Genomic DNA, 21,784 nt, shown 5'->3' on the forward strand with positions numbered 1-21,784 from the left:
AGTCTTTATGACTCTATATTTTTTAAGCTGTTGATTTTAAAGTATTTAAAAGTTGGCACGGAAACTGAATTAGCTAAAGCATTCATCAGAAGCCATAGGCTCAGGAGTCACTTAATGCTTAATGCCCAGGATCGTGCGATCGTCAAAGCCACTGTTCCCCTGCTCGAAAGCGGTGGCGAAGCACTGACGACTCACTTCTACAAATTGATGCTCAGCGAATACCCACAAGTGCGCCCACTGTTCAACCAGGCGCACCAGGCCAGCGGTGACCAGCCACGTGCATTGGCCAATGGTGTACTGATGTACGCCCGTCACATCGACCAACTCGAACAGCTCGGTGGCTTGGTCGGCCAGATCATCAACAAGCATGTGGCCTTGCAGATTCTTCCGGAACATTACCCGATCGTTGGTAGCTGCCTGCTGCGCGCCATCGAAGAAGTGCTTGGCAAGGAAATCGCCACCCCTGAGGTTATCGCAGCCTGGGGCGCGGCCTACCAGCAACTGGCCGACATCCTCATCGGCGCCGAAGCCGATGTTTATGCGCAGAAAGAAGCAGCCCCTGGCGGCTGGCGCGGTGCGCGGGACTTCAAATTGGTGCAGCGTGTCGACGAAAGCAGCGAAATCGTTTCTTTCTACTTCGCTCCCGTCGATGGCGGCGCGATTCTTAAAGCCGACCCGGGTCAATACATCGGCCTGCAACTGATCATCGATGGCACCGAGCAGCGTCGCAACTATTCGCTGTCGGCCTTGAGCGATGCCGGCCAATACCGTATCAGCGTCAAGCGCGAAGCCGGTGGTAAGGTCTCCAATTACCTGCACGAGCAAATGGCAGTGGGCGACAGCATCAAACTGTTCCCGCCATCGGGCGAGTTCACCTTGAGCGCCAGCGACAAACCTTTGGTGCTGATCAGCGGTGGCGTGGGCATTACCCCGACGCTGCCGATGCTTGAAGCCGCGCTGGAAAGCGGCCGTCTGGTGCACTTCATCCATTGCGCCCGCAACGGTGCGGTGCATGCGTTCCGTGACTGGGTTGACGGCCTGGCGGCGCGTCATCCACAGGTCAAGCGCTTCTACTGCTACGCCGAAGACGATGGCGTCAGCGAGCCTGCCGATGCGGTCGGCCTGCTGACTGCCGAACAGTTGAACGCATGGCTGCCTAAGGAGCGAGACGTAGACGCCTACTTCCTCGGCCCGAAAGGCTTCATGGCTACCGTCAAGGGTCACCTCAAGGGCCTGGGCGTACCTGAGGCGCAGAGCCGCTACGAGTTTTTCGGCCCGGCCTCGGCGCTCGAATAACCCGGTTTTCCACACCTACGGTTGCAATCGCAAGGCACAGCCAGCAATGGCTGTGCCTTGCGACGTTTGGTCGCCTTCTCAAACAGGCTGCCTGGCCTTTTTACTGCATGCAGAAAAAGCGTCATGCGCGTGGCGCATCATCCTCCCAGCCGTATCAAGGAAACCGCAATCGTGAACATCAAATGGGCAGACAAACTGCGCAAGGGCCTGCATGGCTCGGCCGACTCGCTGGGCAATCTCTGCGTCGAAGCGTTTCACTACCTGGCCCTGTTCGGTATTGGTGCGATCACCGCTTATGCAGCCGTCGCGACCTTCATCGATATGCTCAGCAAGGGTGGCATCAGTGTCGATGACATTCTTCTGTTGTTCATCTACCTCGAGCTTGGCGCGATGGTGGGGATCTATTTCAAGACCAACCACATGCCGATTCGCTTCCTGCTGTATGTGGCGATCACGGCGCTGACCCGCCTGTTGATCGGCGATGTCTCGCACCACAAGGCGCCGGATGTTGGCTTGCTGTATGTGTGTGGTGGGATTCTGCTGTTGGCATTCGCGATTCTGGTGGTGCGTTATGCCTCTTACCAGTACCCGTCGACCAAGGCTATCGATGCCAGTGGCAAGGAAATCGAAGAGGGTAAGTAACGCGGCGGCTTTGCTACGATGGGGCACTGAAAGGGATGCCGTCGATCTCGGAGCAATGCCCATAAAAAAGGCGAGCCCACTGGGCTCGCCTTTTTACCGTCTGCGTTATGTCATTCAGTTGATGCTGCGAGCTCGCTCGTTTTCCAGGAATTCTTCCTGTAGCAAGCCGTCATTCTGGGCCTCGTCGGCGGTTTGTTGAGTGACGGCGCGTTTGCTGCGCAGCTTGCCGTAGAAATGCTCCAGGGCATGGTTGAGCTTCAGTGCTGCTCCCTCGACAGCCTGGTCGAGCGATGCAGACTTGTGGCTTACGGAAATCGGTTGATGGCCTTTTGGGCGTGCCTCCATCTGGCAGCGTTTGTCGTGCGGACCTGGCTTGTCGCCATTCTCGTCTCGCAGGTGAACCTCGACCCGGGTGATATCTTCCTCAAAGTGTTCGAGCGTGCTTTCGATTGTGCTGCGGACCCACTCTTCCAGTCGAATGTTGCCTTGAATATGGTTGTCGCTGTTGACTTGGATTTGCATAGTTCAATCCCTTATTCAGCTAGCTCGCAAGAGAATCGATGGGGCCTTTTCGGCCTGTGGAAACCATCGCCTCTTGACTACAAGGTCAGGCACTTGACGCAACTTTTCAAGTCCTTTTGAAAGATAAATTTCTTGTTGCAAAAACCCGGCGCCGGCCGGGCTTTTGCATGCGCTGGGTCAAAACGCGACTGATGTCTGCAGGTATACCGTACGGGGTTCACCGACATACTTGCCCTTGTTGTTGTCATCGAACGAGCGCGTGTAGTACTGGTGATTGAAGATATTCTTCACCCCAACAGCCACATTCAGATTCGACAATTGCGGGCCAAAATCATACGCCGCGCGGCTGCTGAACAGCATGTAGCCAGGGATGCGTCCATTGCTGCCGTCGGCGCTTTCAGTCGCGGTGTTGGCGTTGTCGGCGAACTGGTCGCTCTGGTAGGTGCTGTCCAGGTTCAACTTCCATTGGCCTTCAGTGTAGCCCACCCCGAGGGTGCCTTTGTGCCGAGAGGAGAAGGGCACGCGATTGCCTTTGTTAGCGCCATCTTCGCGGATTTTAGCGTCGACAAAGGCATATGTTGCATACACGTCGAAACCGGCCAGCGCGGGGTTCAAACCTTCCAGCGCGTACTTCACGCTGGTCTCGATACCTTGATGACGCGTCTCGCCTCGGGCAATCACCGAATCGTTGGTCTGGTTGCTTTCGTACTGGTTGTCGAAGTTGATCAGGAAGGCGCCGATTTCCGCTTGCAGCAAGCCATCGTCGTAGCGCGTACCCAGTTCCCAGGTACGGGCTTTTTCCGGTTTGACTTCGCCGCTGCTGACGCGGTTGGGCATCTGGCTGTACTGCACGCTACCGAAGGAGCCTTCGGTATTGGCGTAGAGGTTCCAACTGTCGGTGAGGTGATACATCACGTTCAGCGCCGGCAGCGCAGTGTTGTAGTCACCCTGGTAGCGCTGGCCGTTGAGTTTGTTCGACTGCTCGGAGTCGATCATCTCGTAGCGAATGCCTGGGGTGATGGTCCACTTGCCGATGTCGATGCGGTCATCGAGGAAAATTGCGTGGGCTTCGGTACTGCCGCGGGTGTCGCGGTCGTTGCGGCTGGCAGTGGTCGGCAGTTGGTTGGCGGCCACCGGCTCGCGGTAACGCAGCTCGTGTCCGGCTTCGTTTATGTAGCGATAGCCGACGCCCACTTCATGCCAGCTCTCGCCGAGGGCAAAACCTTGCGAGAAGCGGGTTTCGATACCGCGCACCCAGTACTCGCGTGGCGACAGCGAAACGAAGCTGCCCTGGTTCAGGTAACCGCTGCGCAAGGTCTTGGTGAAGAAGCTGTTGACGCTGAATTGCCGGGCATCTTCCTTGTAGTCGTAGCCGAAGTTGAACATGCTGCGACGCCCCCAGAACTTGTCCTGAAGGCGCGTCGACTGGTACGGGTCGGCATCGTAGTCGGCGACGCTCAGGCCGCCGGGCATCTGTGCTTCACCTTCGTAGTACTGGGCCATGGCGTGCAGGCTGTTGGCCTCGTCGAGCTGTAATTTGCCCTTGAGAATCAGGTCGTCGATCTGCGTGTCGCTGTGTTCGCGCCAATCGCCACCACGGGTGCCGGAGTAGAGCAGGGCGCCACCGAGGCCATTGTCATTGGTGCCGCCCGCAAGCAGGTTGGCGCTGGTTTTGAAACCGTCATGGCTGGACGAGGGGCTGGTCTGGGTCTGGAAACCGGCCTTGACACTAGGTGCGTCCGGGATCGCCCGGGTCACGAAGTTGACGATACCGCCAACGTTCTGCGGGCCGTAGCGCACGGCGCCGCCACCGCGTACCACATCCACTGCGTCCATGTTGCCCATGCTGATCGGGGCGAACGACAACTGCGGTTGGCCATAGGGCGCGAAGGGTACCGGAATGCCATCCATCAGCACCGTTGAGCGTGACGCCAGGCGCGGGTTGAGGCCACGAATACCGAAATTCAACGCCATGTCATGGCTGCCGGTGCCGTTGTTTTCAGGGGCGTTGACGCCAGGAATACGGTTGAGCACTTCACGGGCAGTGATCGCGCCCTGGCGCTCGAACTCTTCGCGGCGGATCACATCACGGGCGCCGGGATGTTCGAACACGTTGTCTTGTTGGGCTGCGCCCAGCCAGTCGCCGACGACGGTGGAAACACCCAGCTCCACCGGCGTACCAAGCGCTGCTTGTGGTTGCAGGCTGAAGGCATTGTCACCTTCGGCACGGGCTTGCAAGCCACTGCCTTGCAGGAGGATGTCGAGGGCCTGTTGGGGGCTGTACTGGCCTTCAAGGCCTGGGCTCTGCACACCACTGGTGACCTGCGAGCCGAACGAGATGAGCACACCGCTTTCTCGACCAAACTGGTTCAGGGCGTTCTCCAGCGACATCGGCGCGATGTGGTAGCTGCGAGCTGGGGGCTGCTCAGCCAGGGCAGGGATAGCAATAATGCTAAGGCCTGCACCGAACAACAGGGCACGAAGAGCGTAGGCAAGTGGACTCGGGCGAAGGGGCATGCAAGGGGTCCTTGAGAAGGTCAAAGCAAAGGGTTCTGCCTTCTCTGTCACGCGAGATGAAAAAACGGCTCAGGTAATGTGAAAAAAATCAGACCCGGGCTTCGACCGTCACCCAGTAGCGGGTAAAACGCCGTACGCGCACCGGCAGGGCGATCTCCAACAGGTCGAGAATTCGCTCGCTGTCAGCCAATGGATAGCTGCCGGAAATCAGCAGTTCGGTAACCTCGGGCGCGCAGTTGAGTTGGCCGCGTCGGTAGCGACCAAGCTCATCGATAAAATCGCCAAGGCGCATGTGCGCCGCCAGCAGCATGCCGTCGACCCAGGCCCCGGCATTGCTGTCGAGCAGTTGCAGGGCTTGCCACTGCGGGCCGTTGAAACGCGCCTGACGACCGGCTGCGAGCACATCGCCGGCAAGGCTGGCGCTGCCCTGGTGAACGCTGAGCTGGCTGTAGTGCGGGAACTGGCGCAGGTTGTAGCGACCTTCGGCGAGCCGCAGCAGGCCGAAGTCGGTGAGCAAATTCAATGGGCGAACATCTGCGGCAACGGTGAGCTGTATTTCACCTTCGAGCAGGCGCACCAGGCGCTGTTGTGCATCGAAGCGCACATCAACGGCGCTGCGCGTGTTCAGGTGCAGTTGGCTGCCATCTTCCAATCGCTGACGACGACGTTCGCCCACTGGGCTGCGGTAGTCGGCAAGCAGGGTGGGCAGGGGATTGTGCTGTTGCACGGTCAAGCCGACAGCCCCCCCCACGCCCAGAATCAGCAGGGTCTTGAGCGCTCGTCGGCGACTGGCCGAGCGCGGTGCCTGCAATGCCGCATGGGCCAGCGGCGACGACAACCCACGCAGGCGCTGGTTGACCCGCTGGATGTGCTCCCAGGCGCGACGATGCTCTTCATGGGCTTGCAGCCATTGCTGCATGGCCTGCTGCTGGCGCGGGTCGAGTGCGCCGCCCTGTAGCTCGATCAACCAGTGCACCGCCTGCTCGGCGACCTGCGGCGAAAATTCCTGATGCGCGCTGTTCACAGGGCGAAGTAACAGCGCATGGCTGCCTTGTTCAGATAGCGCTTTACCGTGGCCAGCGAGATGTTCAATTGCGCGGCAATTTCACCGTAGCCAAGGCCGTCGACCTGAGCGAGCAGGAACGCACGCTTGACCAGCGTAGGCAGGCCATCGAGCAGACGGTCCAGCTCGAGCAGGGTTTCGAAAATGATCGCCCGGTGTTCTTCCGAGGGCGCCAGTGCTTCCGGTAACTGCGCCAGTGCCTGGTAGTAGGCGCGTTCCAGCTCCTGACGTCGGTAGTGGTTGCACAACACCCGCTTGGCCACGGTGGTAAGGAACGCCCGTGGCTCATTGAGCACCGGTGTCTCCCGGCCCTGCAACAAACGCATGAAGGTGTCCTGGGCCAGGTCCGCGGCGTTGTCCGGACAACCCAGACGGCGCCGCAACCAACCGGTCAACCAGTTGTGATGGGCGTGATAGAGGCCTTCGAGCGAAGTGGAAGAGGCGCTGGGCACCGTGAACTCTCCGGCGCCAGAATGCGCAACATAATAAGAATTGTTCTCATTGTAGTGTTTTCCGGGTCTTCTCGGCAATCCATCGTTGACTGGCGGCGCAAAGGCATCGTGAAAGTGTAAAAAACGTAAATAATCTTTACTCTCATTTGAGAATAAATAGCATTCGCCCCCTAAGACGCTTTACCAAACCTTTACATATCTCAGGGAGAGCTCCACGTGTCCCCGCTTTTCACTCGATCCTGCCTTGCTCTTACCCTCTGCTCGATTTACACCGCCCAGGCCAGCGCCGCCAACCAGAAAGCCCTGGAACTGGAAAACGTCGTGGTTACCGCGTCTGGGTTCTCCCAGCAAATCAAGGATGCGCCGGCATCGATTTCGGTGATTACCCGCGAGCAGATCGAGAACAAATCGTACCGTGACGTCACCGACGCGCTGAAGGATGTGCCGGGTGTCGTGGTTACCGGTGGGGCCAGTTCCAGTGATATCAGTATTCGAGGCATGGCCTCCAAGTACACGCTGATGCTGGTTGATGGCAAGCGCCAGGACTCGCGGGCAACCCGTCCCAACAGCGACGGTGCCGGTATCGAACAAGGCTGGATGCCTCCGCTTGAAGCCATCGAGCGTATCGAAGTGGTGCGTGGGCCAATGTCGTCGCTGTATGGCTCCGACGCCATGGGCGGGGTGATCAACATCATCACCCGTAAAGTGACGCCGACCTGGTATGGCGGCGTGCGCACCGAAGCGACCTTCCAGGACCGCTCCGATTCGGGCGACTACAACAGCACCAGCGCTTTCGTTTCCGGGCCGTTGATCGAGAACCTCGTGGGCCTGCAGCTTTACGGGCAGCGTTCGCGTCGCGACGAAGACCACATCGTCAACGGCTTCAACGAGCAGAGCACCGACAGCGGCACCGCCAAGCTTTCGTTCACCCCTGATGAGCACAACGACATTACCTTCGAGGCGGGCAAATCCGAACAGGATCGCTATGCCCACCAAGGGCGGTCGGCGCGCTCCACTGATAGTTTCAGCGATTATGAGCGCACTAACTTCGCCATCAGCCATTCCGGGCGCTGGGAAAGCATCACCACCGACAGCTACCTGCAGCGCGAGAAAGTCGAGAACCCGGGCCGGCGCATGGAGCTGGAAAACACCGTGCTCAATACGCAGATGTCGTATTTCAGCGACTCGCACATCACCACCTTCGGTGGCCAGTACAAGTACGAAGACCTCAGTGACGAAGGCAACCAGTTGGCCGCAGCCTCCGACGTCAACCAGCTGACGCGCTGGTCGTGGGCGTTGTTCGCTGAAGATGAGTGGCGCTTGACCGAAGCCTTTGCCCTGACTGGCGGCATTCGCATGGACCGTGACGAAAACTACGGTACGCATTGGTCGCCACGGTTGTACGGGGTGTATCACTTGACCGAGAACTGGACTGTCAAAGGGGGGGTGTCCAGTGGTTATCGTTCGCCAGACATTCGCGCGGCAGTGGATGATTGGGGTCAGATCACCGGTGGCGGTGGTGATCCGGCAATCATCGTCGGCAATTCCAGCCTCAAGCCGGAGAAAAGTCTGAGCCAGGAAATCGGTTTCATCTGGGACAACCTCGAAGGCTTCTCCACCGGCCTGACCGTGTTCAACACCGACTTCAAAGACAAGATCACCGAGACCCGTCGCTGCACCGACAGCACCGGCAATGCTTCGGGCCAGTGCCAGATCGGCGGTACTTCGTACAAGTTCATCAGTGATCGGGTGAACGTCGACGAAGCGCAGATGCAAGGCGTAGAAGCAACGCTGGACTGGGACATCACTCAGAGCGTCAAACTTGCTACCAACTACACCTTTACCGCCTCCGAGCAAAAGAGTGGTCCGCAGAAAGGCAAAGCGCTGAACCAGATGCCTCGGCACATGTTCAACGCCACCTTGGACTGGCAAGCCACCGACCAGTTGGGCACGTGGGCGCGTATGAACTATCGCGGCAAAACCTCTGACTACCTGGGTCGTACCACCATGTCTGATGGCACGCCTTCCTACACCTTTGTCGACCTCGGTGGCACGTATCGGGTGAGCAAGAACGTGAAATTGCTGGCCGGTGTGTACAACGTGTTCAACAAGGAAGTGGACTACCAGGAGTATCAGACCGTGCTGGACGGCCGTCGCTACACCGTTGGCGTCGACCTGTCGTTCTGATCAAGCTGCCAGTGGCTTTGCTTGTGAGAATATAAATCATTATTATTAGTGGTTCTTCACAATGGATGGATGCCATGAAAAGCAAAGCCGCCGGGCTGCCCTTGAATTATCGCCTGGCTGTGACCTCACGCTGCCTGGCTGCCGTGTTTGGCGGATATCTGCTGGCAGCCATGGCCAGCGTCTGTATCACCTTGCTGGCACCAATGCCCAAGGCTGAGGCAGTGATCAGCGGCATGATGCTGTCGTTCCTGTTTTACCTGGTGGCCTTTCTCTGGTGCTTTGCCTGCCGTACGGCCTGGCATGCCTGGTGGGGGGTGTTGGTGCCAAGCCTGGTGCTGGGCGCGGTCAACGGATTGGCCTACTGGATGAAAAACTCATGAAAGAGGGCTTTCGCCAGGCCATGGCCTGGTTGCACACCTGGACAGGCCTGATCTTCGGCTGGTTGCTGTTTGCGATTTTCCTGACCGGGACCATGTCCTACTTCAAGGAAGAGATCAATCACTGGGCCCAGCCCGAAGTGCAGGCGCGTCCTCTGGACCCGCTGGCAAACCTGGCTGTGGCGCAGAATTACCTGCAAAAGCATGCACCCGATGCGGGCAGTTGGTTCATCCGCTTGCCTGAAGCGCGCGAGCCGGGGCTGAGTGTCGGTTGGCGTGCAGAAGGTGCCGGGCGGCGCGGCTTCATCGACAAAACCCTGGACCCGGTCACGGGCACCGAGGTGCAGGCCCGCGAAACGCGCGGTGGCGACTTCTTCTACCGATTCCATTTCCAGCTGGAAATGCCTCATCCGTGGGGCCGCTGGCTGTCGACCTTTGCCGCCTTCATCATGCTACTGGGCCTGGTGACCGGCATCATTACGCACAAGAAGATCTTCAAGGAGTTCTTCACTTTCCGCCCAGGCAAGGGCCAGCGTTCCTGGCTTGATGGCCACAATGCCATTGGCGTATTGGTGCTGCCATTTCACTTGATGATCAGCTACAGCAGCCTGGTGATTTTCATGTCGCTGGTCATGCCGGCGAGCATCATCGCCAGCTATGGCGACAACACCCGGGGCTTTTTCAATGACCTGTTCGGGGCCCCCGAGCAGGTCAAGGTGGCCGGTGTCGCGGCGCCATTGATGCCGCTGCCAGCGCTCTACGAGAAGTTTCGCGAACAACAACCGGACGCGCGTCTGGGCTGGATCGAAGTGCAGAACGCGGGTGATCAGAATGCCCGCGTACGCTTCTCCCGCCATGGGGGCGACCGTATTGCCTACCAGCGTGGCCAGAGCTGGATCTTTGATGGCGTCAACGGCACGCAGCAGTCCGGCAGCAAAGCGGAGTCCACGCCAGTGGTGATCTCCGCTGGTATGTACGGTCTGCACATGGGTATGTTTGCCGGCCCATGGATGCGCTGGTTGTACTTCTTCTTCGGCCTGGCGGGCACGGCGGTAATTGGTACGGGCCTGGTTCTGTGGCTGGGCAAGCGTCAGCTCAAACATGCCAAGAGCGGCACGCAACCATTCGAGCTGCGTTTGGTGGAAGTGCTGAACATTGCCAGCATGAGCGGTTTGCTGCTGGGCGTTGCGGCGTTCTTCTGGGCCAACCGTTTGCTCCCGGTGGGTATGCAAGGCCGGGCCGATTGGGAAGTGAACAGCTTCTTCCTGCTCTGGGCGTTGTCGGTGCTGCATGCGGCGCTGCGTCCGGGCCGCAAAGCCTGGGCCGAACAGTTGGGATTGGCGGCGTTGCTGTGGGCCGGCTTGCCGCTGCTCAATCAGCTCACCACAGGCCAGGGCTTGATCCACTCCGTTTCGGTGGGTGACTGGGCCATGGCAGGTTTCGACCTGACGGCCTTGGGCAGTGGCCTGTTCCTGGCTTGGTTGGCAGCCAAAATGTGGCGCCCGCCAGTGGTTGCGGCCAAACGTGCGCCCAAAGCTGCAAAAGCACCCAGCGCCAACCTGATTGAAAGCGAGGTGAGCTGATGCTGGCCGTTACTCTGTTTGGCTTTGCCGGTTTTGCCTGCCTGTGCCTGGCCATGGAAAAACACTACAAGGACTTGCTTGCCAGCGCACCCAGCGCGGCGCGCTTGCGCGCCTTGCGCATCGCTGGCTGGTTGCTGCAACTGCTGGCGCTGTACCTGGCGGTGCAGGGCAGTGGCTGGGCCATGGGGCTGGTGGAGTTGTTCGCAGTGTTGATGGCAGGGGTGACCCTGTGGGTATTTCTATTGCCCTACCAGCCACGCTTGTTGCTGGGGCTGGTGGGGTTGAGCCTGGTGCTTGGGCCGGTACTGCTCATATTTCCTCACTAGGTGCCCGGTCGATTTTCGTCGGCGTCTATCCCGCCAATGCAAAAAAATGCCCCGGAGTCGGGGCATTTTTTGTCGTGCGTCCTGCCTACACTGCAGCGACGACCTTGGTTTCAGGTTGGGTGCGACGCCCCATCATGCCGGCACCCGCAGCTACCAGGCCAGAAACGATCAGGGTGATCAACAACAACCAGCTGCCTTGGGAAACACGCTTGGCGGCAACTTCTGCAGCTTCGCGAGCCTTTTGCTCAGCTTCTGCCTTGAGCTCTTGATACTTGGCGTAGGCCTGTTGATAGGCCTGTTGGGCCTGGTCGACCATCTGGTTGGCTTCGGCATCGGTTTTCCCAGTGCGCGCCTTGATCAGGTTAACCATGGCTTCGCGGTCAGCGGCATCCCATGCCTTTTCACCTTTGGCCTTGATGCGGTCAAGCAATCCGCTGAGTTGCTCATCGGCCGCCTGTGGGTTTTGCGCGCTGTTTTTTGCGGTCTGTTGCGCATCCTGCTCCGTGGCTTGTGCTTCTCTTTTTACGTTCTCCGGATTGAGTTCAGGTTTTCCTGTTTGACGCATGGCGGTTTCGAGTTCGTTCTGGATATCGCTTAAATCAAAGTTGATGCCTTGTTGGCGCAGTTGATCCTGCACGGTGTTGCCGATATGCGGCGCGGCCTGGGCAAGGGTGCTACCCGCAGCCGAGAGCCCACTGCCGGCAAGGTTAAGGCCGCTGCTGACGATCCCGCTTACAGCACTGGATACAAGATAGAGGGACACCAATGATGTGGTCGCCCACACGAGCAGCCCGTGCAATGCCCCTTCACGTTGCGCCAGGCGCCCGGCAATCCAGGCGCCGACGAACACTGAAACGATGCCACTGACCACCACCCAGATGGCAGTCCCCTTGCCCAGGCCGTCCAGGGGGTTGGCCTCCTGCAAGGGGTCGATGGAGGCAGAGCCGATGGCGGTGCCCAGTAGATTCAGAATCAGCGACGCTACCATCGCTAAAGCAACGCCTGCGAGAATCGCACTCCATGAAATGCGTTTAAGCAACGGAGCAGCGGTCAAGTGCGTCTCGGGGTATACAGCGGTGCTGTTATTGTCGTCTCTGATCATGATGAAACTCCTTTTCGTCTAACTGTGCAGCGCTTGAATGCATCGATTTTTAGTGATGTAGATCGGCAGGAAGTTGGCCGCCATTCTCTGCAAGCTTGGTCATCACGGCTTTGTGCAGCCACACATTCATGCTGGCCGAGTCATCGGTAGAACCGCTGTAGTTGAGCTCTTTGGCCAGTTCCTTGCGATTGTCCAGGCTGCTGTCGATATTGAGCAGCTTGAGCAGATCGACAATCGACGTTCTCCAGTTCAGTGTTTCCGAGTGCTGCGCGGCCAGGGCGTCGAGCTTGGCGCCCACATCGACAGACTGGTGGGTGGATTGCGCTGATCCCTGGGTGGTTGTGGGGGCGGGAGTGGAGGTTGGAGTTGAAGGAGGGACCGGCGTCGACGGGGTGCCTGCGGGCGTTTGCACGTCAGGTGCAGCGGCATTGGTGTGGGTATTGTCATCGCGGCCGATACCCAGTTTTTCCATAATCTTGCTTAACAAGCCCATGTGAATCTCCTGATAAAAGTCAAATTCATAGGTGAAGCGCACTGCTCTTAATCGGTAAGGGCTTGGCTTCAATAAACTTGAGCGCAATCGTTCACCAACGGTTCAAATTAATTGCCAGGCACGGGCTTTTTGCGCTGAACGGTTACGAAAACCACGAATAACAGACAAAAACCTATTACTTTTACTAGGTACATTGCAGCTCGCAAGTTGCAGGCGGTTGTAAGTTGCGGGCGCTATAAGTTGCGTAAATCGACTGGGTTTACGCCTGTACTTTCAAGAAAAAACCTAGCGCCTGAATGCCGCCCTGTACGCCCCGGGTGTTGCACCCAAGGCTTGGCGAAAGCGATTGCTGAAATGGCTGGCGCTGGCAAAACCGCATTGCAGGGCGACTTCACTCAAGGCCAGGTCGCCAAAGCGCAGCAGGTGCCGGGCCATGGCCAGGCGTCGGGCCAGCAGGTATTGGTGGGGGGGAAGGCCAAAGCTCTCACGGAACATCCGCGCAAAGTGGTATTCGGACAAATTGCAGCGCGACGCCAGCTCCCCAAGGCTTAAGGGCTGGTCCAGGTGGCCTTCGATGTAGTCGCTTACTTGTCGCCGTTGATAGGCGGCCAATCCGCCTTTAAGGCGCAAGCCGTGGCGCTGGCCAACCTGGCTGAGCACGGCATGATCGAGAATTTCGTGGGCCAGGGTGCTGGTGAGCAGGCGCTCGCCGGGCTCGTCCCAGTTCATTGCGATCAATTGGCGAAAGCGCTGGGCTTGCTCGGGATCGTCAAGAAACGTTGCTTCCTGCAATTGCAGTTCGCGGGGTTCGCGGTCGAGCAGGCTGATGCAGCCGAGGGCGAATTGCTCCTGGCTGATATACAGGTGCGCCAGGCGAATCGAGCCATTCACCACCCAGTGTGAAGCCGAGCCTGCTGGCATGATGCAGAGCTTGTCGGGTGCGCCTTTGTGGCTGGGCTGATCGCGGCGGAAGGTGCCGGTGCCGTCGGCGATATAGCAGGACAGTGTGTGGTGGCTGGGGGCTTCGTAGTCGCGGGCGTCGTGGCGGTTGTTCCATAGGGCTGCAGCCAGGCCATCACCGAGGTCCGCGCTGTGTTCCAGGCAGGAGTGGGGTGATTCGTGCATGGCTTTGAATACTTGCAGCTGGTCCAGCGCGTTCATGATCGATACCTCTGGGCATTATCCTACGCTGCTGTGCAATGACTGACAGCAGCGTGCGCGGTAAAAGCGCAAGAATCTGCAAGCGCGCCTCCGGGGTGTGGCCTGAGACTGAAGGCCTGGATGCGAGGAGCGCTGTCATGAACCTGTCGTTGTACTTGTTGACCGTACTGATCTGGGGCACCACCTGGATCGCCCTGAAACTACAACTGGGTGTTGTCGCGATTCCGGTATCGATTGTCTATCGGTTTGCCCTGGCGGGGCTGATTCTGTTTGCCATTTTGCTGCTCAGCCGTCGTTTGCAACCGATGAACTGGCGCGGCCACAGCATTTGCCTGGCCCAGGGGTTTTGCCTGTTCTGCGTTAATTTCATGTGTTTTTTGACGGCCAGCCAGTGGATTCCCAGCGGCTTGATCGCCGTGGTGTTCTCTACCGCGACCTTGTGGAATGCGCTCAATGCGCGGGTGTTCTTCGGCCAGAAGATCGCCACCAACGTGCTCGGTGGCGGCGCCTTGGGCTTGGCTGGGCTGGGGCTATTGTTCTGGCCGGAGCTGTCGGGGCATGCCGCCAGTCGTGAAACCCTGATCGGTCTGGGCTTGGCGCTGCTGGGGACCTTGTGTTTCTCGGCGGGCAACATGCTCTCGAGCCTGCAACAGAAAGCCGGCTTGCGGCCGATGACCACCAACGCCTGGGGCATGCTCTATGGCGCCGGGATGCTGGCTGTGTATTGTCTGGTCAAGGGTATTCCATTCGAGATGGAGTGGACTACACGCTACATCGGCTCGTTGATGTACCTGGTGATTCCGGGGTCGGTTATCGGCTTTACCGCCTACCTGACCCTGGTCGGGCGCATGGGACCGGAGCGGGCGGCCTACTGCACGGTGCTGTTTCCGCTGGTAGCGCTGAATGTCTCGGCGTTCTATGAGGGGTACCAGTGGACGGCCCCGGCCCTGTTTGGTCTGGTGTTGGTGATGCTGGGCAACGTGCTGGTGTTCAGAAAACCCAAGCCCAAGACAACCGCTGCTGCGGTTGTCTTGAGGTAAAGCATTGCCCGTGCCTAGCGCTTAAGGGTTGCTGGGGGATGATTTCCACACCTGCGGATTGACCAGGTCACGTGGACGTTCGCCCAGTAGGGCGCTGCGCAGGTTGTCGATGGCGCGGTTGGCCATGGCTTCACGGGTTTCAGCGGTGGCGGAGCCGACGTGCGGCAGGGTCAGGGCGTTGGGCAGTTGGAACAGCGCTGATTCAGTCAGCGGTTCTTTCTCGTACACGTCCAGTCCGGCGCCGCGAATGGTGCCGTCGCGCAGGGCTTCGACCAGCGCCGCTTCATCCACCACCGGCCCACGGGACACGTTGATCAAAAACGCACTGGATTTCATCAGCTGCAATTCACGGCTGCTGATCAGGTGCTTGGTCTGGGCGCCGAGCGGCACCACCAGGCAAACAAAATCGGCTTCAGCCAATAGCTCGTCAAGGCTGCGAAATTGGGCGCCGAGTTCCTGCTCCAATGCCGCCTTGCGCGAGTTGCCGCTGTAGATGATCGGCATATTGAAGCCAAAACGTCCGCGCCGGGCAATGGCCGCACCAATGTTGCCCAGACCAACGATCCCCAACGTTTTACCGTGTACATCGCTACCGAACTGCGCCGGCCCAACCGTGGCCTGCCAGTGTCCGGCCTTGGTCCAGGCGTCCAGTTCGGCAACACGACGGGCGCAGCCCATGAGCAAAGCAAAACCCAGGTCTGCCGTGCTTTCGGTGAGTACGTCGGGGGTGTTGGTCAGGGCAAGGCCGCGCTCATTGAAGTAGTTCAGGTCGTAGTTGTCGTAGCCCACCGACACACTCGACACCACTTCCAGTTTGCTGGCATTGGCCAGTTGCGCTTCACCGAGTTTGCGCCCCACGCCGATCAGGCCGTGGGCCTGGGGCAAGGCTTCGTTGAATTGGGCGCTGATGTCGCCGAGCTTGGGATTGGGGACGATTACGTTGAAGTCTTGCTGCAGGCGTTCGACCATCGCCGGGGTAATGCGGCTGAAGGCAAGGACGGTCTTTTTCATCGGCGAAATCTCTGCTGGCGGTGGAGAATGGGTAGCACGCTATCATTCCCCACCGCCTCTGTGCAGCAAGATTTCAGTTGGCGATCAGCAACTCGTGAGTCTTGAGATCGGCATCGTGGGCAGCGAGAATTTCCGGCAGCGAGTTGCGCAGGTACTCGACCCAGGTCTTGATCTTCGCATCCAGGTATTGGCGCGATGGGTAGATCGCGTACAGGTTCAATTCCTGCAGGCGGTAGTCGGGCATTACCCGTACTAGCGATCCGTCACGCAGCCCGTCTATGGCTGAGTAGATCGGCAACACACCAACCCCCATGCCACTGCGGATTGCGGCTTTCATCGCGTCGGCAGAGTTCACCTGAAACGGTGCCTGGGTAATGTTGACCACTTCCTGGCCTTCCGGACCGTCGAACAGCCACTTCTCCAGGGGGATCACCGGGCTCACCATGCGCAGGCAGGCATGATTGAGCAGGTCGCTGGGCTTATGCGCCACGCCGTGGCGTTTCACGTACTCGGGCGATGCGCAGACGATGCTGTAGGTGATGCCCAGGCGCTGGGACACAAAGCCCGAGTCCGGCAGCTCGCTGGCCAGCACGATGGAGACGTCATAGCCTTCGTCGAGTAAGTCCGGCACGCGGTTGGCCATGGTCAGGTCGAAGGTGACGTCGGGGTGGGTTTCGCGGTAGCGGGCAATGGCATCGATGACAAAATGCTGGCCGACGCCGGTCATCGAATGCACTTTCAATTGCCCAGCCGGACGCGCATGGGCATCGCTGGCCTCGGCTTCGGCTTCCTCGACATAGGTAAGGATCTGTTCGCAGCGCATCAGGTAGCGCTTGCCAGCTTCGGTCAGGGCGATGCGGCGGGTGGTGCGGTTGAGCAGGCGGGTTTGCAGATGGGCTTCAAGATTGGAAACCGCCCGTGAGACGTTGGCGGTGGTTGTATCCAGTTGTACAGCCGCGGCGGTAAAACTACCGACTTGGGCTACACAGCTAAAAGCACGCATATTTTGCAGGGTGTCCATGGGTCGCTCTCAAAGTAGACGACAAATTGTGACATGAAGTAACCACGCCGGTCTTCAGACTAAAGCCGGATTATCACTGTTTTCGTAACAAAGATTCGCAGTAATACACGCTTATCGCCAGCACAACCGCCCCCTAGAATTGCGTCTCCAAGCGTCATCCACCTTCTACGTCGGGAATTCGCAGCTGTGCCGCGTCGCATCATCAGAGCGCTGAATGCGCTCAGTGTCTGTGCCCTTAGCTTGACCTTGAGCGGCTGTATCGGAACTTGGGGCATTGCCCCGCAAAGCAAGACGCTGCAAGCCAATACCCTCACCACCGACGAGGCGATCCGCGAGGCCGCCCGTGATGCCCACTGGCCGGACCAGCAGTGGTGGCGCGCCTATGGCGATCCACAGCTGGACCGCTGGATAGCCCTGGCGGTAAACGACAGCCCAAGCATGGCCATGGCTGCGGCGCGGGTGCGCGAGGCCAAGGCCATGGCCGGCGTGGTCGAGTCTGCCGAGAAACTGCAAGTGAACGGCGAGTCGACGCTCAAGCGCCACAATTGGCCCGAAGACCAGTTCTATGGGCCGGGGGCGCTGTCCGGTGCCAACACCTGGGACAACAATGCTGCGCTGGGCTTCAGTTACGCCCTGGACCTGTGGGGGCGCGAGCGTAATGCCAGTGAACAGGCCGTGGACATGGCCCACATGAGTGCCGCGCAGTTGCGCCAGGCGCAGTTGGAACTGCAGAACAACATCGTCAAGGTGTACATCCAACTGTCCCTGCATTTTGCCCAGTACGACATCGTCAAAGCTGAACTTGAGCAGCAGGAGCAGATTCTAGCCCTGGCGCAACGGCGCCTGGCCGGTGGCATTGGCACGCACTTCGAAGTCAGTCAGGCGCAGACGCCCCTGCCGGAAACCCATCGTCAGCTCGATGCCCTGCATGAAGAAATCGCCCTGGCGCGTAACCAGTTGGCCGCTCTGGCCGGTAAAGGTCCAGGGGAGGGCGCGCAATTGCAGCGTCCGCAACTGGCCCTGGGGGCGGCGTTGAAACTGCCTTCGGCCATGCCCGCCGAGTTGGTCGGCCAGCGTCCGGATGTGGTCGCCAGCCGCTGGCAGGTCGCGGCCCAGGCGCGCGGTATCGATGTCGCCCATGCCGGCTTCTTCCCCAATGTCGATCTGGTCGGCGGCTTGGGTTTCATGGCCACAGGCGGTGGTGCGCTGGAGTTTCTCACTGGGCGCAAGTTCAACTACAACGTTGGCCCGGCCATCAGCCTGCCAGTGTTCGACGGTGGTCGCCTGCGCTCGCAGTTGGGTGTGGCATCGGCCGGCTATGACATGGCCGTGGCGCGTTACAACCAGACCGTGGTCGAGGCCCTCAAGGGCATTTCCGATCAGTTGATTCGTCGCGAGTCGATGAAAGAACAGCAGCACTTTGCTGCCGAGTCGGTGGCTTCTGCGCAGAAAACCTACGACATCGCCATGATTGCCTTTCAACGGGGCCTCACCGATTACCTCAATGTGCTCAATGCGCAAACCTTGCTGTTTCGCCAGCAGCAGATCCAACAGCAGGTCCAGGCCGCTCGCTTGACCGCCCACGCTGAATTGGTCACGGCCCTCGGCGGTGGTCTGGGCGCCGGCAACGATGTGCCGAGCGAAGATAAACAACAGGCGCCGAAAACCCCGGCGACCCTGGCGCTCTTCGACAAGCCGGACCGTGCCGAATGAGCGCTCTGACACTGCCGTTTCGCTGGCTGGGCTCCCTTGAATGGCGCCGTGGCTTCTTTGAATGGGCGCGCACTGACGGGGTGACCTGGGTCTATATTTTCAAGGTCCTGAGCGCTGCCTTCCTCACTTTGTGGCTGGCCATGCGCCTGGAGCTGCCGCAGCCGCGCACCGCGATGATCACTGTGTTCATCGTTATGCAGCCGCAGAGCGGGCATGTGTTTGCCAAGAGCTTCTGGCGCCTGCTCGGGACCCTGGCCGGCTCCTCGATGATGGTCGCCTTGATCGCGCTGTTTCCGCAGAACACCGAACTGTTCCTACCAAGCCTGGCGGTGTGGGTGGGCTTGTGCTCGGCGGGCGCCATGCGTTATCGAACCTTCCGTGCCTACGGCTTCGTGCTGGCGGGCTATACCGCGGCAATGGTCGGCCTGCCGGCGCTGCAACACCCCGACGGCGCGTTCATGGCCGCGGTTTGGCGGGTGCTGGAAATTTCCCTGGGGATTCTGGTGTCGACACTGGTCAGCGCCGCGATCCTGCCGCAGTCGGCCAGTGCGGCAATGCGCAACGCCCTGTACCAGCGCTTTGGTGTGTTCGCCAGCTTTGTCGTCGAAGGTTTGCGCGGTGACAGTCAGCGCGATCGTTTCGAAAGCAGCAACGTGCGCTTTATCGCCGAGGCGGTGGGCCTGGAAAGCCTGCGCAATGTCACCGCCTTCGAAGACCCGCACATGCGCCGACGCAACGGTCGGTTGGGGCGCATGAACAGTGAGTTCATGGCCATCACCACGCGTTTCAACGCACTGCACCAGTTGCTCGAACGCCTGCGTCTGCGCGGGCCGCTGCAGATCACCACGGCTATTGAACCGGGCCTGCAGGCGTTGACCGAGCTGCTCGATGTCTATGCCGGACGGGCGCTGACCAACGCCGATGCTGCGCGCCTTGCCGAGCAACTGGCGGCCTACAAGGAAGGCTTGCCGGAGCGGGTGCGCAGCATGCGCGCCGCCTATGTCGAGACAGGGCCGAGCGAGTCCGATCTGCTCGACTTCCACACCGCCTACGAACTGCTCTACCGCTTTGTCGACGACCTGCACAGCTATGCCCTGACGCATGCCTCGTTGGCCGAGCACAACCATGCGCGCGAGCAGTGGGACGAGCCGTATGTGGCGCAGACTGACTGGATGGTGTCGCTGGCAGCGGGCCTGCGTGCAGCCTTTATTTTGTTGGTGCTGGGCAGCTTCTGGATTCTGACGGCTTGGCCCAGCGGCGCGATCATGACCTTGATTGCTGCCGCCACGGTGGGCTTGTCGGCCGCTTCACCGAACCCCAAGCGCATGTCGTTCCAGATGGCTTGCGGAACCTTGATCGGCGCCTTTATCGGCTTTTTCGAAACCTTCTTTGTGTTTCCCTGGATCGATGGCTTTGCATTGCTGTGCCTGGTGCTGGCACCGGTGTTCGTGCTCGGGGCTTTCCTCGCCTCGCGCCCGGCCTATGCCGGTGTCGGCCTGGGCTTGCTGATCTTCTTTGCCACCGGCTCAGTGCCGAACAACCTGACCGTGTACAACCCGTACGACTTTATCAATGACTACATCGCCATGGTCATCGGCATGTTGGTGTGTGCCGCTGCCGGGGCGATCATCCTGCCGCCGAACAGCCGTTGGCTATGGAGCCGGCTGGAGCTCGATCTGCGCAGCCAGGTGTTGTTTGCCATTAGCGGCCGCCTGCGTGGCCTGGGCTCGGCCTTCGAAAGCCGCACCCGCGACCTGCTGCACCAGGCCTATGGCCTGGCGGTGGGCAAGCCGCAGGTGCAAAGCAAGTTGTTGGGCTGGATGTTCCTGGTGCTGGAAGTCGGCCACGCGATCATCGAGCTGCGCAAGGAACAGGCTATTTTGCCGGTGCATCCTTGCTACGCCGAGTCGCAGTCCTGGCGCCTGGCAATTCGCGTGATGGGACGTGCCCTGGCGCGGTTGTTCCTGCAACCGAATGCGAGCAATCACGAGCGTGCGCTGATCGCCGTCGACCACGCTATCAGCCGCGTGCAGGCCACCGACGAACCCTTTGCCCGGCACTTTGACACCTCAGCTTTGCGTCGGGTGCAGAGCTACCTGCATTTCATCCGTACTTCGCTGCTCGACCCCCAGTCGCCGCTGGCCGCAATGGCTCCGGCCCAAGGACTGCACCATGCCCCGTGAAATCGCCTTCCATGGCGTCTACATGCCGACCATGACCCTGATGTTTGTGTTTGCCGCCGGGCTTGCCTGGGGCCTGGATCGGTTTATCGCCAGCTATGACGGCTATCGCTTTTTCTGGCATCCGGCACTGCTGCGCCTGTGCCTGTTTATCTGCCTGTTCGGTTCCATGGCCCTGACTCTCTACCGTTGAGACCCCTGTTGATGAAAAAGTTTTTCAGCCTGATCGCCACCTTGCTCGTGCTGGCTGCTGCCGTGGCTATCGGCCGCCAGCTGTGGGTGCATTACATGAACACGCCCTGGACCCGTGACGGACGGGTGCGCGCCGACATCATCAACGTGGCCGCCGATGTGCCGGGCTATGTGGTTGATGTACCGGTGCGCGACAACCAGTTGGTGAAGAAGGGCGACGTGCTGCTGCAGATTGACCCTGAGCACTACCAAGTGGCGGTCAAGCAGGCCCAGGCCCTGGTCGCGTCCCGCAAGGCCACGTGGGAGATGCGCAAGGTCAACGCACATCGGCGTGCCGACATGGACAACCTGGTGATTTCCCGCGAGAACCGCGACGACGCCAGCAACATTGCCAACTCGGCGCTGGCCGATTATCAACACGCCCAGGCGCAACTGGCAGCGGCCGAGCTGGATCTTAAACGCACCACGATCCTCGCTACAGTCGATGGCTACGTCACCAACCTCAATGTGCATCGCGGTGACTACGCGCGGACCGGTGAGCCGAAAATGGCGGTGGTCGACAAGGATTCGTTCTGGGTCTACGGCTTCTTCGAAGAGACCAAACTGCCCCATGTGAAGGTGGGCGACCAGGCTGAGCTGCAAATGATGAGCGGTGAAGTGCTCAAGGGGCATGTGGAGAGTATTTCCCGCGGCATCTACGACCGCGATAACCCGGAAAGCCGCGAGCTGATCGCCGACGTCAACCCGACCTTCAACTGGGTGCGCCTGGCCCAGCGAGTGCCGGTGCGGATTCACATCGATGAAGTGCCGGAAGGCTTCCTGCTGGCGGCGGGGACCACCTGCACCGTGGTGGTCAAGGCGCAGCAGGACCAAGGCTGAAACAGTCCTGCTAATAGCCTGTAGGGG

20 protein-coding genes are annotated in these 21,784 nt (G+C 59.7%); 11 read left to right on the forward strand and 9 right to left on the reverse strand.

Annotation, left to right across the window (positions count from 1 at the left end):
- Positions 1-114 precede the first annotated feature (114 nt).
- Both hmpA and H8F21_RS22460 read left to right on the forward strand, forming a co-directional pair.
- Entirely contained in the window at positions 115-1,296 is a 1,182-nt protein-coding gene (gene hmpA, locus H8F21_RS22455) for an NO-inducible flavohemoprotein (RefSeq protein WP_203479443.1), read from the forward strand.
- 171 nt (positions 1,297-1,467) lie between these two features.
- Entirely contained in the window at positions 1,468-1,938 is a 471-nt protein-coding gene (locus H8F21_RS22460; RefSeq protein WP_045183769.1) for a phosphate-starvation-inducible protein PsiE, read from the forward strand.
- A gap of 114 nt (positions 1,939-2,052) precedes the next feature.
- Here H8F21_RS22460 and H8F21_RS22465 read toward each other — a convergent pair whose 3' ends face one another.
- From H8F21_RS22465 to H8F21_RS22480, 4 genes are all read right to left on the reverse strand, one after another.
- A complete protein-coding gene (locus H8F21_RS22465; protein ID WP_203585368.1) occupies positions 2,053-2,460 on the reverse strand; it encodes an HPF/RaiA family ribosome-associated protein in 408 nt (135 codons plus the stop codon).
- Between the two features lie 177 nt (positions 2,461-2,637).
- Positions 2,638-4,977, reverse strand: a complete 2,340-nt coding sequence (fecA, locus tag H8F21_RS22470; protein WP_203585369.1) for a TonB-dependent Fe(3+) dicitrate receptor FecA — start codon at positions 4,975-4,977, stop codon at positions 2,638-2,640.
- Positions 4,978-5,065: 88 nt separating this feature from the next.
- Complete coding sequence (locus H8F21_RS22475; RefSeq protein ID WP_203585370.1) at positions 5,066-6,001, reverse strand: FecR domain-containing protein; 936 nt, start codon at positions 5,999-6,001, stop codon at positions 5,066-5,068.
- A complete protein-coding gene (locus tag H8F21_RS22480; protein WP_203479447.1) occupies positions 5,998-6,492 on the reverse strand; it encodes a sigma-70 family RNA polymerase sigma factor in 495 nt (164 codons plus the stop codon). The genes H8F21_RS22475 and H8F21_RS22480 overlap by 4 nt, the downstream gene beginning before the upstream one ends.
- Positions 6,493-6,708: 216 nt before the next feature.
- Here H8F21_RS22480 and H8F21_RS22485 point away from each other — a divergent pair, with 216 nt between their 5' ends.
- From H8F21_RS22485 to H8F21_RS22500, 4 genes are all read left to right on the forward strand, one after another.
- Complete coding sequence (locus tag H8F21_RS22485) at positions 6,709-8,679, forward strand: ligand-gated channel protein (RefSeq protein WP_203543601.1); 1,971 nt, start codon at positions 6,709-6,711, stop codon at positions 8,677-8,679.
- A gap of 74 nt (positions 8,680-8,753) precedes the next feature.
- Complete coding sequence (locus H8F21_RS22490) at positions 8,754-9,059, forward strand: DUF3649 domain-containing protein (protein WP_203543600.1); 306 nt, start codon at positions 8,754-8,756, stop codon at positions 9,057-9,059.
- Entirely contained in the window at positions 9,056-10,639 is a 1,584-nt protein-coding gene (locus H8F21_RS22495) for a PepSY-associated TM helix domain-containing protein (protein ID WP_203585371.1), read from the forward strand. Before H8F21_RS22490 ends, H8F21_RS22495 begins: the two co-directional genes overlap by 4 nt.
- Positions 10,639-10,965, forward strand: a complete 327-nt coding sequence (locus tag H8F21_RS22500) for a DUF3325 domain-containing protein (protein ID WP_203479451.1) — start codon at positions 10,639-10,641, stop codon at positions 10,963-10,965. The genes H8F21_RS22495 and H8F21_RS22500 overlap by 1 nt, the downstream gene beginning before the upstream one ends.
- Positions 10,966-11,050: 85 nt before the next feature.
- Here H8F21_RS22500 and H8F21_RS22505 read toward each other — a convergent pair whose 3' ends face one another.
- The 3 genes from H8F21_RS22505 to H8F21_RS22515 form a co-directional block, all read right to left on the reverse strand.
- Positions 11,051-12,067, reverse strand: coding sequence for a YrzE family protein (locus tag H8F21_RS22505; protein WP_203479452.1), 1,017 nt, complete (start codon positions 12,065-12,067; stop codon positions 11,051-11,053).
- Between the two features lie 49 nt (positions 12,068-12,116).
- Entirely contained in the window at positions 12,117-12,560 is a 444-nt protein-coding gene (locus H8F21_RS22510; protein ID WP_203479453.1) for a DUF3597 domain-containing protein, read from the reverse strand.
- Between the two features lie 285 nt (positions 12,561-12,845).
- A complete protein-coding gene (locus tag H8F21_RS22515; RefSeq protein ID WP_203479454.1) occupies positions 12,846-13,721 on the reverse strand; it encodes an AraC family transcriptional regulator in 876 nt (291 codons plus the stop codon).
- A gap of 137 nt (positions 13,722-13,858) precedes the next feature.
- Here H8F21_RS22515 and H8F21_RS22520 point away from each other — a divergent pair, with 137 nt between their 5' ends.
- Positions 13,859-14,761 (forward strand): DMT family transporter, encoded by a 903-nt coding sequence (locus H8F21_RS22520; protein WP_203585372.1) that lies wholly within the window; start codon positions 13,859-13,861, stop codon positions 14,759-14,761.
- A 21-nt stretch (positions 14,762-14,782) separates the two neighbouring features.
- Here the strand turns inward: H8F21_RS22520 and H8F21_RS22525 are convergent, their stop codons facing one another.
- Positions 14,783-15,772: a 2-hydroxyacid dehydrogenase gene (locus H8F21_RS22525; RefSeq protein ID WP_203543595.1), complete on the reverse strand. Its 990-nt coding sequence runs from the start codon at positions 15,770-15,772 to the stop codon at positions 14,783-14,785.
- Positions 15,773-15,845: 73 nt separating this feature from the next.
- Positions 15,846-16,793, reverse strand: a complete 948-nt coding sequence (locus H8F21_RS22530; RefSeq protein ID WP_203479457.1) for a LysR family transcriptional regulator — start codon at positions 16,791-16,793, stop codon at positions 15,846-15,848.
- Positions 16,794-16,979: 186 nt separating this feature from the next.
- On the opposite strand from H8F21_RS22530, the gene H8F21_RS22535 reads away from it, so the two are divergent.
- Genes H8F21_RS22535 through H8F21_RS22550 form a run of 4 tightly spaced genes read left to right on the forward strand, consistent with a single transcriptional unit; the run spans position 16,980 to position 21,757 of the window.
- Entirely contained in the window at positions 16,980-18,506 is a 1,527-nt protein-coding gene (locus H8F21_RS22535) for an efflux transporter outer membrane subunit (RefSeq protein WP_203585373.1), read from the forward strand.
- Positions 18,503-20,689: an FUSC family protein gene (locus H8F21_RS22540; RefSeq protein ID WP_203479459.1), complete on the forward strand. Its 2,187-nt coding sequence runs from the start codon at positions 18,503-18,505 to the stop codon at positions 20,687-20,689. Before H8F21_RS22535 ends, H8F21_RS22540 begins: the two co-directional genes overlap by 4 nt.
- On the forward strand, positions 20,679-20,879 hold the full coding sequence (locus tag H8F21_RS22545; RefSeq protein ID WP_203479460.1) for a DUF1656 domain-containing protein: 201 nt from the start codon (positions 20,679-20,681) through the stop codon (positions 20,877-20,879). The genes H8F21_RS22540 and H8F21_RS22545 overlap by 11 nt, the downstream gene beginning before the upstream one ends.
- 11 nt (positions 20,880-20,890) lie before the next feature.
- A complete protein-coding gene (locus H8F21_RS22550) occupies positions 20,891-21,757 on the forward strand; it encodes an efflux RND transporter periplasmic adaptor subunit (RefSeq protein WP_203479461.1) in 867 nt (288 codons plus the stop codon).
- The last annotated feature ends 27 nt before the right edge of the window (positions 21,758-21,784 follow it).

The sequence above is a fragment of the Pseudomonas arcuscaelestis genome, assembly GCF_016881005.1.
Classification (GTDB): domain Bacteria; phylum Pseudomonadota; class Gammaproteobacteria; order Pseudomonadales; family Pseudomonadaceae; genus Aquipseudomonas; species Aquipseudomonas arcuscaelestis.

What these genes read in the sequence shown, in the direction of transcription:
- H8F21_RS22545 (WP_203479460.1), top strand. Translation starts at nt 20,679, where the DNA reads ATGCCCCGTGAAATCGCCTTCCATGGCGTCTACATGCCGACCATGACC.
- H8F21_RS22530 (WP_203479457.1), bottom strand. Translation starts at nt 16,793, where the DNA reads ATGGACACCCTGCAAAATATGCGTGCTTTTAGCTGTGTAGCCCAAGTC.
- fecA (WP_203585369.1), bottom strand. Translation starts at nt 4,977, where the DNA reads ATGCCCCTTCGCCCGAGTCCACTTGCCTACGCTCTTCGTGCCCTGTTG.
- H8F21_RS22495 (WP_203585371.1), top strand. Translation starts at nt 9,056, where the DNA reads ATGAAAGAGGGCTTTCGCCAGGCCATGGCCTGGTTGCACACCTGGACA.
- H8F21_RS22465 (WP_203585368.1), bottom strand. Translation starts at nt 2,460, where the DNA reads ATGCAAATCCAAGTCAACAGCGACAACCATATTCAAGGCAACATTCGA.
- H8F21_RS22540 (WP_203479459.1), top strand. Translation starts at nt 18,503, where the DNA reads ATGAGCGCTCTGACACTGCCGTTTCGCTGGCTGGGCTCCCTTGAATGG.
- H8F21_RS22525 (WP_203543595.1), bottom strand. Translation starts at nt 15,772, where the DNA reads ATGAAAAAGACCGTCCTTGCCTTCAGCCGCATTACCCCGGCGATGGTC.
- H8F21_RS22550 (WP_203479461.1), top strand. Translation starts at nt 20,891, where the DNA reads ATGAAAAAGTTTTTCAGCCTGATCGCCACCTTGCTCGTGCTGGCTGCT.
- hmpA (WP_203479443.1), top strand. Translation starts at nt 115, where the DNA reads ATGCTTAATGCCCAGGATCGTGCGATCGTCAAAGCCACTGTTCCCCTG.
- H8F21_RS22505 (WP_203479452.1), bottom strand. Translation starts at nt 12,067, where the DNA reads ATGATCAGAGACGACAATAACAGCACCGCTGTATACCCCGAGACGCAC.
- H8F21_RS22515 (WP_203479454.1), bottom strand. Translation starts at nt 13,721, where the DNA reads ATGAACGCGCTGGACCAGCTGCAAGTATTCAAAGCCATGCACGAATCA.
- H8F21_RS22520 (WP_203585372.1), top strand. Translation starts at nt 13,859, where the DNA reads ATGAACCTGTCGTTGTACTTGTTGACCGTACTGATCTGGGGCACCACC.
- H8F21_RS22490 (WP_203543600.1), top strand. Translation starts at nt 8,754, where the DNA reads ATGAAAAGCAAAGCCGCCGGGCTGCCCTTGAATTATCGCCTGGCTGTG.
- H8F21_RS22500 (WP_203479451.1), top strand. Translation starts at nt 10,639, where the DNA reads ATGCTGGCCGTTACTCTGTTTGGCTTTGCCGGTTTTGCCTGCCTGTGC.
- H8F21_RS22510 (WP_203479453.1), bottom strand. Translation starts at nt 12,560, where the DNA reads ATGGGCTTGTTAAGCAAGATTATGGAAAAACTGGGTATCGGCCGCGAT.